10 protein-coding genes are annotated in these 12961 nt (G+C 45.1%); all 10 read right to left on the minus strand.

Going from position 1 to position 12961, the window contains the following annotated elements; all coding sequences use genetic code 11:
• Positions 1-270: 270 nt before the first annotated feature.
• The 10 genes from dnaB to ASD24_RS16175 all read right to left on the minus strand — a co-directional run bounded on the left by dnaB (position 271) and on the right by ASD24_RS16175 (position 12727).
• A complete protein-coding gene (gene dnaB / locus ASD24_RS16130; RefSeq protein ID WP_056697507.1) occupies positions 271-1632 on the minus strand; it encodes a replicative DNA helicase in 1362 nt (453 codons plus the stop codon).
• Position 1633: 1 nt separating this feature from the next.
• On the minus strand, positions 1634-2077 hold the full coding sequence (gene rplI / locus ASD24_RS16135) for a 50S ribosomal protein L9 (RefSeq protein WP_056697509.1): 444 nt from the start codon (positions 2075-2077) through the stop codon (positions 1634-1636).
• Positions 2074-4062 carry a DHH family phosphoesterase gene (locus ASD24_RS16140; RefSeq protein WP_056697511.1) on the minus strand — a complete coding sequence of 663 codons (1989 nt, stop codon included), beginning with the start codon at positions 4060-4062 and terminating at the stop codon, positions 2074-2076. The genes rplI and ASD24_RS16140 overlap by 4 nt, the downstream gene beginning before the upstream one ends.
• 11 nt (positions 4063-4073) lie before the next feature.
• On the minus strand, positions 4074-4982 hold the full coding sequence (locus tag ASD24_RS16145) for a DUF2232 domain-containing protein (protein ID WP_056697599.1): 909 nt from the start codon (positions 4980-4982) through the stop codon (positions 4074-4076).
• 5 nt (positions 4983-4987) lie between these two features.
• Complete coding sequence (locus tag ASD24_RS16150; RefSeq protein WP_056697513.1) at positions 4988-5290, minus strand: MazG-like family protein; 303 nt, start codon at positions 5288-5290, stop codon at positions 4988-4990.
• Between the two features lie 175 nt (positions 5291-5465).
• Entirely contained in the window at positions 5466-5891 is a 426-nt protein-coding gene (locus ASD24_RS16155; RefSeq protein ID WP_056697515.1) for a CBS domain-containing protein, read from the minus strand.
• A gap of 176 nt (positions 5892-6067) precedes the next feature.
• Positions 6068-7102: an LCP family protein gene (locus ASD24_RS16160; protein ID WP_056697517.1), complete on the minus strand. Its 1035-nt coding sequence runs from the start codon at positions 7100-7102 to the stop codon at positions 6068-6070.
• A 265-nt stretch (positions 7103-7367) separates the two neighbouring features.
• Positions 7368-8942, minus strand: coding sequence for an MFS transporter (locus tag ASD24_RS16165; protein ID WP_056697518.1), 1575 nt, complete (start codon positions 8940-8942; stop codon positions 7368-7370).
• 325 nt (positions 8943-9267) lie between these two features.
• Positions 9268-11682: a S9 family peptidase gene (locus ASD24_RS16170; protein WP_056697520.1), complete on the minus strand. Its 2415-nt coding sequence runs from the start codon at positions 11680-11682 to the stop codon at positions 9268-9270.
• Positions 11683-11836: 154 nt separating this feature from the next.
• Positions 11837-12727 (minus strand): D-alanyl-D-alanine carboxypeptidase family protein, encoded by an 891-nt coding sequence (locus ASD24_RS16175; RefSeq protein ID WP_056697522.1) that lies wholly within the window; start codon positions 12725-12727, stop codon positions 11837-11839.
• Between the last annotated feature and the right edge of the window lie 234 nt (positions 12728-12961).

Below are 12961 nucleotides of genomic sequence, written 5' to 3' on the forward strand. Positions count from 1 at the left end.
AATTTAAGTGAAAAACACCAGCGGAGAAGCGTGCTAACGGACAGTGAAAATTTCCTTCAATTTACATCCAAAGGAAGGTTTTCGCTGCTTTAACGCAGCAGTATTAGTGTACCAGTACCTTTTTTCAAAGTCAAATCAAATAGCGAACAATTAGATATAGTAAAACTATAATGTTCGGAATTTACGCTATATTCCGACGCAAAAAACCGGCGAAGCCAGTCAAAACATGTCTGACGGCTAACCCCGGTTCCTTATCGTGCGTGTTCAATACTACATGGCGAAGGCGTCGTTATGTGCCCTCTCGTAGTTTACGAATTTATTAAAGTTCTTCAGGAACACTAATTCCACCGTGCCTACCGGACCATTACGCTGTTTAGCAATAATAATCTCGATAATATTTTTCTTCTCGGTTTCCTGATTGTAATAATCGTCCCGGTACAGGAAAGCTACGATGTCAGCATCTTGCTCGATCGATCCCGATTCCCGCAAGTCACTCATCATCGGACGTTTATCCTGACGTTGCTCTACGCCCCGGCTTAGCTGAGACAAGGCAATAACCGGAACTTCCAGTTCCCGGCCAATCTGTTTCAGTGTACGTGAAATCTCGGATACCTCTTGTTGACGGTTCTCCCCTGCTTTACCACGTCCACTAATGAGTTGCAAATAGTCGATTAGAATCATGCCAAGGCCTTTTTCCTTTTTGAGGCGACGGCATTTGGCACGAATATCGGCCACCGTAATCCCTGGCGTATCATCGATATAGATATCTGCTTCGTTTAGCGCAGCGATGCCCATCGTTAGCTTCTGCCAGTCCTCATCACCTTTAAATTCACCCGTACGCAGAACCCCCGCATCCAGATTGGCCTCCGCACAGATCATCCGTTGTACAAGCTGTGCGGCTGACATCTCCAGACTGAAGATAGCTACCGTCTCTTGCGCGCGAATCCCCACATTCTGAGCGATATTCAAAGCAAAGGCTGTCTTACCTACTGAAGGACGCGCAGCTACAATGATCAAGTCACTACGCTGGAATCCGGCTGTCATTTTGTCGAGGTCGATAAATCCGGACGGGATGCCCGTCGTGGTTCCACGGTTTTGATGCAGCGTCTCGACTTTATCGAATACCTCCATGAGTACATCCTGAATGGCAATAAAACCGCTACTGGAACGCCGGTTAGAGATCTCCAAAATGCGCCGTTCTGCTTCACCGAGCATGCCAGCAACGTCTTCACCGCCAGTATATCCTTCGCTAACAATCTGCGTAGCTGTACGAATCAGACGACGCAGCATCGATTTCTCTTCAATAATCTGAGCGTAATAGTCTACGTTCGCGGCTGTAGGTACACCATGAGCCAGCTTAGCCAGATAACTAACGCCGCCGATGTCCTCAAGCTCACCTTTATCCTTCAGAAGCGAAGTTAGTGTTACGAGGTCAATCGGTTGATTTCCCTCACCCAGCTGAATCATCGCTTCAAAAATTAATTGATGGGGCTTGTCATAGAAATCCTCGGTTTGCACCCGTTCCATCGCTGTAATCAGAGCTTCGCCCTGCAACAGGATTGCACCCAGCACAGCCTGTTCGGCTTCCAGGTTCTGTGGGGGAATCCGGTCGAATAACATTTCGCCGCCCATCTTATTCCTCCGTTACTTGTACTTTCAAGGTTGCCTTCACTTCAGGGTGAATCTTGACAGATACTTGCGTTACACCGAGAGTACGAATAGGCTCGTCCAACTCAATTTTACGCTTATCGATTTTCAGACCTTTAGCTGCAAGAGCTTCTGCGATCTGTTTAGATGTAATTGCACCGAACAAACGGCCACCTTCGCCGGACTTCGCCTTAAGCTCTGTCACTTCTGATTCGAGTTTTTTGCCTAGTGCTTCTGCTTCTGCCTTCTCTTCCTGTTTGCGTCTCTCTTCAGCCGCATTCTGGTTGTCCAGCGTCTTCATGTTTCCGTCTGTTGCTATACGAGCAATTCCCCGTGGTAACAAGAAGTTCTGTGCATAACCTTCAGATACTTCCTTCACTTGCCCTTTCTTGCCTTGACCCTTCATATCTTTTATAAAAATGACCTTCATTCGAACAGCCCCTCTTCCTTTTCGATTTCAGCAAGTACGTTCATCAGCCGTTTTTCTGCCTCTCCCAACGTACCTTCAAGCTGTACAGCAGCATTGGTTAAATGTCCGCCACCGCCAAGTTTCTCCATAACGACCTGTACATTCATCCGTCCCAGTGATCGAGCACTGATGCCAATTAGCCCATCTGGGCGCTCACTGATCACAAATGATGCAACGACATCGGTCATGTTCAGCAATGTGTCCGCCACTTGGGCGATCATCATCTGTGAAATCTTGCTGCCAGGGTCTGTGACCGCCAGCGCAATGTTCCCATATACCATTTTAGCATGCTTTATGATTTCTGCCTTAGCAATATATTCTGACAGATCCTCTTTCATCAAGCGTTGGATCATGATGGTGTCTGCACCACTACGACGTAAAAAGCCCGCTGCTTCAAATGTACGTGAACCTGTATGCAATGCAAAATGCTTCGTATCCACCGTAATTCCCGCTAACAGTGCTGTTGCTTCAAGGGGTGTAAATTGCACTTTGTCATGAATATATTGCAACAGCTCGGTCACTAGCTCCGCAGCCGATGAAGCGTATGGCTCCAAGTAGATGAGTACCGCATCATTAATAAATTCTTCTCCGCGGCGATGATGATCCACAACTACTACACGCGTAGCTGCTTGCACTAATTTCGGTTCCATTGTCATCGAAGCTTTGTGTGTATCCACCACGACCAGCAACGTATGCTCAGTCATCATCTGTGTTGCTTGTTCAGGCGATACAAATGCTTTGGACAGCTTCTCATCCTTGTTCACTTGCTCCATCATGCGTTCAATTGATGGATTCGGCCCATCAAGGACGATTCGCGCTTCTACATTGTATAAACTAGCCGCCTTCCATACACCAATAGAGGCACCGATTGCATCCATATCCGGAATTTTATGCCCCATAACGAGCACACGGTCACTCTCTTGCATCAGATCACGCAGCGCATGAGCAATGACCCTTGCTCTTACTCGTGTGCGTTTCTCAACAGCATTCGATTTACCACCATAGAAGGACAAGCGCTGTCCAGACTTCACGGCAGCCTGGTCACCACCGCGACCAAGTGCCATATCGAGACTTGATTGAGCAAGCTCTCCCATTTCTCCAATGCTATCCGATCCAAAGGCTAGACCGATACTGAGCGTCATTGGAACTTTGAGGTCAGCAGTCATTTCACGAACTTCATCCAAAATAACAAATCGGCTCTGCTCCAACTCTTGCAACGACTTATAGTTCAGCATCATAAGATACCGATCTGAGGACAAGCGTCGCAGATATACCTCATAACGCTTAGCCCAGGATGTGATCTCGCTCGTTACACGCGCGATTAACGCGGTTCGCTGCTGATCATCCATGCCTTGCGCTGCTTCATCAAGATTATCAAGCACTAAGATCCCCAGTGCCATACGTTCATTTTCATATTTATCACGAAGAATAGCTAACTCTGTCATCTCGTAGACATACACATACCGCTCCTGCGGATTATGAATTACACCGTAATACCGGTCATCCAACTGGAATTCATCATGAAGTTCCCTGGTCAGCTCCTTGGTTCCATCTTTTTTCTCTTTTGGTTGAGGAAGATTGGGAAACAAGTTTTGGAGCGGGTTACCTACCATTGTTTTTTCATGGAACATATCTGCAATGAAACGATTATGCCACTCTACCGTACGATCCTCACTGTACAACACAATGCCGAATGGAAGCATACCTACGGCTTCGCCTTCCATTCGTTTGATCCGAATAGACAGTCCATTAATGTAGTCATTCAACTCTCGACGGAACGCTAGCTCCGCCTTAATCATGACGATCCCCAGCGCCGAAGCCAGAAGTAGACTAACCAAACCAAGCGTCCAGTTATAAATGGTCACCAACATAACTAGCAGTAGCAGCATTATGAACGCCCATACGGTATAGTAGCCGTGCCAGCGTTTCTTCAGAAATTTAGGCAAGACTCATCACCCTAACGTTTTGGTTTCGTTATTGCCTCGCGAAGCGGGAACACCAGATCAATAACTCCGATAATTCGTAGCGGACCAATGAAGAAGACCGCAGCCGCAAGTAAATACGGTATAACTGGATTCCACTTCTTCGCATGAGAAAGGAAGAAGAAGAAGCCTATCGCTTGTATCATGAAGCCGAGATTAATTAATGGCGACAAGTTAGCCGCAATCATCGACCAATACGACCCATCATTCTCACCAGACATGAGCGTAAAGATCAGTGCAAGGAAGTAATACCATATGAGAGCACGAGGCATGCGCCATTCACGTGCTGGCGGGAAATTAGCTACACTCACACCCATTACATTCAGAATTGGACGTGCAATGAGATGTGTAATGAGCGACATCACAAGTGCAGTCACTACGAGAGCGAACGGAATTAAGAGCTGCGTTCGTCTGGCCACATCCTCTGTCATTTCAGGCGTCCATACAAATCCATTGACCAGTCCATCTGAAGCTGTCAGTGGCTCCGTAGCCAGTTTCACCATGTCCTCAATATAGTTATACAGATTGAAATGGAACAGAACGCTCCCGATCAGCAGCATCAACAAGTATTCAGCCAAGATTGCACCACTGCCCGCCAGGAAGGCAAACAGAGCTGATTTTCCTTTTTTGAAGGCATGCCCCATTACGATTGCTGGCACCGTAAACACAACTAAGAATATGAGATACAACGGTTCAATCATGAATAATATTATGGCGACTGGGATGAGATGCACGACAAACGATTTAACCGATAGGTACGCATACAGAATCACACCTGGTACGAGCATGAAAAATACCGTGAGCACCGATAAAGGCGTTATAAGCGATAGTAACAAGAGCAGAAACACAACGCTCCAAATAACTGATTTAAAGCTAAAATTCAACAAATTCACCTCTTACGCATATGATCTTCAAGCGCGGATATATCTTGGTACCAATCTTCCAATTGGTGACCTTCCGATTTGTGCTTCTTCAGCTTTTCCACAAGCAGTGCATCTAGATCCTTGAAAGGAATACCGAGCCTGCGGCCCAATATGTAACTACTCATCATCAGACTGGCTAGACTGTCTCCGATTCGGGAAGTACTGCCTTCCCACAAGGCTTTGAACAATCGAGACACTTGGTCAAGTACTTCGGTTTTCAGCCACTCAATCACTTTAGCGCGTTTGGCTACATCCAGTTCTTTAGGCATATTGGCGAAAGTCACTCTCCCCGAAAAAGCTTTATTCTCCATTATAACATAAAAAGGGGGGCTACAAAATGTTCCCTTATGCGAAGGGAATTACCCACCTTTTTCTGCTCTCCCACTGTTTAACATGGTACTGAGCGGCTCGGATTATCCCTGTGCCAGTAACGTTTTTAATTTCTTATTTTGCCTTCATGGATTCCTTAGCTACAATGCCTTCACAATATTCTATGATTTGGCTACGACGGACAATGCCTATAAAGCGTTCCATATCATCGACGACAGGTACAAAGTTCTGAACCTTAGCCAGGTTAATAAGATCCTCCATATTGGCATTAATGGATACAGGCTTAATATCTAGGCGAAGTGGTACTTCCTTAAGGAGGAATTTTGAAGCGTTTTCAAATGTGATCTTTCCCTCGGCATTCTTCATGTACCACAATAGATCACCCTCAGTGACCGTACCTATATATTTGCCTTCCTTATTCAAAATGGGCACCGCTGTGAAGCGATGATACTCCATCCGTTCCAATGTTTGCCGCAGAGTAGAATCCGATGTTACACACGTAACCTCTTGCTTAGGCAGCAAAAAAAATGCGATGTTCATACCCTCACGTATCCCCCTCACGAATTTCGACTTACAACTAATCCTCAACCCATATTATACGTTTCAAAACGTAAGATGTTCCAAAAGGTCTCGTCGCTCTTCTGAAAAAGAAAAAACAGCAGCCCGCAAATAAACGCCGTACTGCTGATTATAATCAGGCCTCTGTATGGAATTCGTTACTCGATCTTCTGCCGGTCTGGTATCATCAAGGCGCCGGCTGGGGTCGATTCATCCATCCAGTTGGTAATCAGCTCTTTGGCATATTGGACGTCTTTCTCATCCGCTTTACCATAGTAGATCCCGTCTTTGCGCATACCTTCACCTAGAATCGTGAAGCTAGAAATTTGTGGTTTCTCTTGTGTCAGCACCTGTTTCGCCAGATCAACGATAAAGGATGGACGCATATCTGTCTGGAAGTTATCTCCCATAATCTCCAGTAGCTCTGGGATTTTACTGATTGAATTGAGATTCAGCATCTCATTCGCCATCGAGTTCAGGAATATCTGCTGCCGCTTGGTACGATTAAAGTCACTGTCCTCACGATATCGAACATAGTACAGCGCTTCTTGACCATCATAGATTGGTTTACCGCCTTCGATGGTGAATTGCACATGATCCGGATGTTTATTCACGATGTCCTCTTCAATCGGCAGCTTCACCCCGCCAAGCGCGTCCACGACTCTTTTGATTCCATCAAAATTAATGGTAGCATAATACCCTACATCTGCGTCTAAGAATTTCTCCACCGTATTGATGGACATATTCTCCCCTCCGAATGCATAGGCATGCGCCAGTTTGTCATAATCGTCTTCCCCATCCTTATTCGCGTCGCGACCCACAATCTGCACATATGTGTCACGTGGGATCGAAACGAGAAGTACACGAGATTCCTTAGGACGCACAACCGCATAGATGACCGTATCGGAACGACCTCTTGTTTTCTCATACGCGCGTTTATCCGAACCGAGCAGAAGTACAGAAAATGGCTCTTTACGATACACCGTCGGATCTGGCGTATTATTGCCTTCCTGCGGAACATAAGAACGAGACAACTGATCTTCAACTGAATTTGCCAAAAAAAGATCAAATGCAGCAACAGCTAGCTGCTGACGGAACAAATACCCGCCAATTAACAAAACCACGAGCGAAACGAGAGTTATATATAGACCTTTTCTTCTTTTCTTCTTCTTTTCTTTAGTTCTTCTTGTCATCCGTCGATTCCTTCTTCACTATAAAAATGAATTGCCTACCTACCATTAAACGTGCCTAACGGCTTATGACTCGGCGTTCTCTAATGTTTTCTCTATATCATTCGAAAGCACCGCTAACGCTCGTTCTATTGTAAACATTGCTACATGAGTAAAAGTTACAATCCGGTTAAATTGAAAAGAACAGCTCCATATATAAACCGCATAAAGGAACTGTTCTGATCACTAGATGTTATATTCAAAATTATAAACTCAATCATAAATTTACTTAAGAGAGATCTACAGCGCTCCCCTTTTCTCTATTTCGCAGAACCCCTGTAATCAATGCAGCTACCAGGGTTAATACACTGAAAATAACTGCTGACCAGAACAGGCCGTTGTATCCTTGACCTGTCGTCACGTGGAGAGCCTGCAGTATAGTGTCTCGAATGCCAGGGTCAATCTGTGATAACCCCTCAGTCAGACTTGAGACATCACTACCTGATGCTCCCCCTGAGGTATATTGTTGAAGCATCTCAGGAGATACTTGTATTCCCTGATCAGCAAAACCATCCTGAATATTAGTTCCCAGGTTAGAGAACGAACGTGCCAGAAAACCTGCAAAGATCGTAGGAGCAATGGCCATCGCCATCTGGCGGAATAACGAGCTGGTTGCCACGGCAATCCCTTTATTGTTCTCACCTGCCTGTTCCGTCACAAGCACGTTTACTGGAGCACCCAGCATCATACCAAATCCGATACCTACAAGTGTACTCGCGATAACGAACTGCCAGATATGCTCAACCCATAACGGGAATAACAGGAATCCAATTGCCGACAGAAGCCCTGCCACAGACAACGTCCAGATTGGTCCTTTCTTATCCACCAAATAACCGCCACCTCCTGCCCCAATCCCTGAAGCCAGCGCAAGTGGCGTAAACCAGTAACCTGAGGCTGTGTTAGACACACCCAGATACTGCTCTACGAAGCCAGGAATGAAGATGACCGAAGCTAGAATAGCGCCTGAGAAAAAGGCGATGAGCAGTGTCCAGCGGAAGGACGCAATACCCAGCAACTGTGTGGACACAACCGGTTCACGTCCTGATCCTTCGAGCCTTCTCTCAAGAAAGTAGAATACAATCAGAACAATTACACCCAACAAGAAAAACCCGTAAAACATCGGTGAACCTACGCTTTGCAGCATATTTACGCCATCCAAATTACTGAAGCTGTACATGAGACTGAGCACACCAAGGGTTAGAACTGCAATCCCACTCCAGTCCACTGCTGCACGGTTCAATTCCTGTTCATCCTGAATATAACGTATACCCGCGATGAACAACAAGATTGCAATCGGTACATTGATGAGAAATAACCAGTGCCAGTTCCCTGTCATATCCAAAATAAAAGCACCGACGTTTGGCCCCAGGATGGCAGCCACCCCATTCATACCTCCCAGTAAGCCCAATGCTGTACCTTGCCGCTCTGCTGGAAATTTACTGAGTACATAGGAACTTGCAATGATGAAGATCCCGCCACCGCCCAAGGCCTGAATAACACGAGCAATCAGGAAGAACGTAAAGGATGTACTTAATGCGACGAGTAAAGACCCGATGCCAAACAAAGCTACTTCAATCAGAAATAACTTCTTACGACCATAGCGGTCTGAAAGCTTACCTGCAATAGGCACACTCACAGCAAGACCGAGAGTATATAATGTAATCGTCCACGCACCCCAAGTTGGTGATACCCCGAATGAGGCATTCAACGTCGTTAGAGACGATGTAATGATCCCATTATCCAGTGCCGCCATAAATACCCCGACTGCAAACAGAATTAACGGCCATTTCATTTGTTTCTGCATCTTGTGTTACCTCCCGATCACATATAATTTAGCGAGATAAACGGACTTTATTAAACGCACATAAACTGAACTGTTACATCTATATTAAACACTTAAGAATAATTATGACTCACTGGTCATTTTAAATCAAATACATTTGTTATGTCAATTTATAAATATATAATTACAAGCGAATATTACACCGTATATATAAAAAAAATACCGCCCAACGATTCCGTAGAATCTGAGGGCGGTACTCAAGTATTATAGTATTCGTCTCTTTTTATGCCTATACAAGACTGCGATATTGAGTATTAATCTGATCTAGTTAATGACCTTGCCTGAATTACTTCATCAGATGACGATTGAGGAATTTCTCAATCGCTCTGTACAGATCCAACTGGTTTTCTACATTGGCGAAGCCATGACCTTCATTTGTTTTTAACATATAAGGTACGTCTACCCCGCGCTCACGTAGCGCTTCAACGATCTGGTCTGATTCAGCCTGTTTAACGCGTGGGTCATTCGCTCCTTGAACGACGAACAAAGGTGCCTTCATCTGATCAATATGGAATAGAGGTGAGATCGCCGTAAGCAGCTCCTTATCCTTCTCTGGGTCACCTACACGCTCATAGAACATGTTGCGCTCTGATTCCCAATATGGTGGCAGTGAATCCAGCAAAGTGAAGATGTTGGAAGGGCCAACATAGCTGATGCCAGCAGCATATACGTCTGGAGTGAACGCCAGACCAGCCAAAGCAGCATATCCACCATAAGATGCACCATAGATTGCTACTCGGTCTGCATCAACAGTTCCTTCTTCGATCAACCAATTTACGCCGTCTGTAATGTCGTTCTGCATCGCTTTGCCCCACTGTTTATTGCCTGCATCCAGGAATTCCTTACCGTAACCTGTAGATCCACGGAAGTTTACCTGTAGCACAGCATAGCCACGACTAGCGAGGAATTGGATTTCAGGGTTATATCCCCATGAATCACGAGCCCAAGGTCCACCATGTGGTACAACGACAAGTGGCAACTGGGAAGCTTCGACTCCCTTAGGCAATGTCAGATATCCATGGATGGTCAATCCATCACGTGACTCGTACGAGATTGGTTTCATATCGGACATTTTGTCCTCATCAATCCATGGCGCAGCATCGGCTAGTTTATCCAGCTTGCCCGTCACCGAATCATAGAAGTAGTACGTGCCCATCGATTTATCACTATAAGAAATGAATAATACTTGACCTTCTTCACTGATGCTGGACAGGCTAATCTCTTTGCCTGGTACCTTAGCCTTGATGTCTTCCATCAGCTTTTTGAATTCAGCATCGAAATATTCATAGTTTACTTTATCCGTTTCGTAAATAGCTGCAAGAATGGTTCCTTGCGTTTTGGATGGTACAAAACTTGTGACATCTACTTCTTTATTTTCGAAGATCGTCTTGGTTACTTGCTTGGTGCTAGGACTATACTCAACGATAGCTGATTTGTCCCGATCCAAGTTGGAGATTGCATAAATATTTTTGTTATCATACGTGAACATAACTGGCGCAAAAGTCTCTCCAAGCTTCGTTGTTAACAACGGCTCAAATGGCTTATCCTCGGATTCACGATACATCAATGAAGATACATTGCCATCACTGGATACAGCCACACGAATTTTACCCTCATGGTCTGTGAGCCAGCCCGTAATGTTTCCTGGGTTCTCTGCAGCAAGAATGGCCTCGCCTGTATTGATATTGATGCGATATACATCGAAGATTTGAGGGTCACGTTTATTCATGGCCACCAGAATTTCATCTGGCACACCTTCGAGCGGATCAATCAGAGTCGCTCTGGTGTTAGGGTATGGTGTGAGATCCTTATTGTTTTTGCCATCGATATCCGTCACATAGATGTGGTAATTCTCGTCTCCCGCCGCATCCTTGATGTAGAGCAGTTTATTATCGGTTGCCCATCCAAATCCCATGATACTCCGTTCAGACTCACTCGTAACTCGAATAGACTTGTCCTGTCCATTCTCCTTAACCACAATATTCATGCGGTTATTCCACGGCTCCAAGTAAGCGAGATGTTTACCATCCGGAGACATCTGGAATCCTGCCTGAGCAGGCTGTTTGAAGAAGTCCTCTAGCGGTGTAAGACCCTCAGACTTCACATCCAGTCCTAGCGCAAGATATAGAGCATCAGCGAACTCTCCATGAGTTACCGATTGTTTGGCATTAAACGCAGAACCTTCAATAATAAAATGTTGCTTGATCCGTACAGCATCTTCCACATGAACTGCTGGAATTTGCTTCATATCACTGTATACAACCTGAATACCGTTGTCTTTTAATTCAAATGCCCGTGTGAACAAAGAGGCCATCTGTGCCCGTGTCAGTGGTGCATCTGGAGCATAACCTTTTGCTTTCCCTTGGATTAGCCCACCCTGCTTCAAAGCATAAATTGCCGGTGCAGCCTCATCACTCGCTAATACGTCCGCAAAACCAGTAAGTGAAGCTGGTGCATCCAGTTTAAGTACACGCTGTAAAATGACTGCTGCCTCTGCACGAGTAATCGGCGTGTTTGATTCTATTGTGCTATCTATGTATCCCAGTTGTTGTAGCGTTTGTGATGCTTTTGAAGCGATCGTTTCTGCAACAGTTGCTGTAGGTTTAACAGCTTCCGCAGCTTGTACTGCAGGCTGAATCAAGGCAATAGACATTGCCATGCTTAGCGTTAGTGCATATACCTTCTTGCTAATTGAGTTCAATTCGTTTCCCCCTTATAAGTGAAATTCATAGTATTATGGAATATTCCGTAAATCCATCTTATCATGAGTAAGCTTATATTGGAAAGAACGCCCATCTGACACAGCCGGTATGGCATGATGGGCATCCGATTTCCCATTACATGATTGTGGTAGATTACTGCGAGCCGGAAAACCCGTAGTTGAACAACTTCTTCGTTTCCACAAAGCGTCCTTCCCGGCTTTCGGAACCAAATACAACCGAGATCAATCGTTTACCATTGCGCTCCGTTGTTCCAACAAAGTGGTACCCTGTAGCCTCGTCATATCCTGTCTTCAATCCATCATTGCCATCATAAGCATATGGGCCACCTAGGGAGGACAACATCCAATTCGTATTACTCATATACATGCCTCGCTGATGAATGGACACCTGCATCTGACTGGAGGTTTGTAATATTTGAGGATAGTTTGTAATGAGGTATCTTGCTAACTTACATGCATCTATAGCGGTCATCACAGTCTGCCCCTGAATGGCTTCAGGACGATTAGGACCCAGCAGCTTCTCGCTTAGTCCGGTTGAATTCGTAAATACTGTCGTATCTGATAACCCAATAGCCGCAGCTCTCTTATTCATTGCAGACACAAAGGCTTGTTCTGAGCTGCTGATATGTTCAGCGAGTGCAACTGCCGCATCATTCGCAGAATAAACGGCTACAATCTGAAACAACTCACGCACCGTAAACTGTTCCCCTTGCTTCAAGGCTAGATGACTTCCACCAACCGAGCTTGCATACAGGCTAACTGTAACCGGATCTTCCCAATGGATATCTCCGTTAGTAATTGCATCAAGTACAAGCAATTCTGTCATTAACTTGCTGACCCCTGCTGGAGCTGTTCCTTCCGAACCATTAAAGTCGAGTAAAATCTGCTCTGTTCTCATATCCATCAGCACAGCAGATTCCGCCTTAATTCCCGGTTTGCCTACCAGCATGTCTGGTTTCACACCTAAATATATAATAATAAGCAGAGCTAACAGCATACCTGCACGTTTCCACCACTTTTTCATTACGTATTCACCTCTTACCTATATAGACGAAGTGAAGAAGCTTTTTGTCTGCACTTTTTTGAAAAAAAGTTAAATTTTTTTTATTTTTTTGTCATCAAATAAAAAACATGGATTCCTACACCCATGCCAGAGTGTAAAAATCCATGTTTAGATGATTCATTTTATAACATCCTAGAAGAATGATTCATTGATCCAAGCATCGATTGTTACGAAGGACCCCAATCCTTAATCGAT

Origin of the sequence: Paenibacillus sp. Root52 (assembly GCF_001426865.1) — a bacterium.
Lineage (GTDB): Bacteria > Bacillota > Bacilli > Paenibacillales > Paenibacillaceae > Paenibacillus.

Bases quoted from the DNA above. Each gene is read 5' to 3' on its own strand.
- dnaB (WP_056697507.1), bottom strand. From the start codon at position 1,632: ATGGGCGGCGAAATGTTATTCGACCGGATTCCCCCACAGAACCTGGAA.
- rplI (WP_056697509.1), bottom strand. From the start codon at position 2,077: ATGAAGGTCATTTTTATAAAAGATATGAAGGGTCAAGGCAAGAAAGGG.
- ASD24_RS16150 (WP_056697513.1), bottom strand. From the start codon at position 5,290: ATGCCTAAAGAACTGGATGTAGCCAAACGCGCTAAAGTGATTGAGTGG.
- ASD24_RS16155 (WP_056697515.1), bottom strand. From the start codon at position 5,891: ATGAACATCGCATTTTTTTTGCTGCCTAAGCAAGAGGTTACGTGTGTA.
- ASD24_RS16160 (WP_056697517.1), bottom strand. From the start codon at position 7,102: ATGACAAGAAGAACTAAAGAAAAGAAGAAGAAAAGAAGAAAAGGTCTA.
- ASD24_RS16165 (WP_056697518.1), bottom strand. From the start codon at position 8,942: ATGCAGAAACAAATGAAATGGCCGTTAATTCTGTTTGCAGTCGGGGTA.
- ASD24_RS16175 (WP_056697522.1), bottom strand. From the start codon at position 12,727: ATGAAAAAGTGGTGGAAACGTGCAGGTATGCTGTTAGCTCTGCTTATT.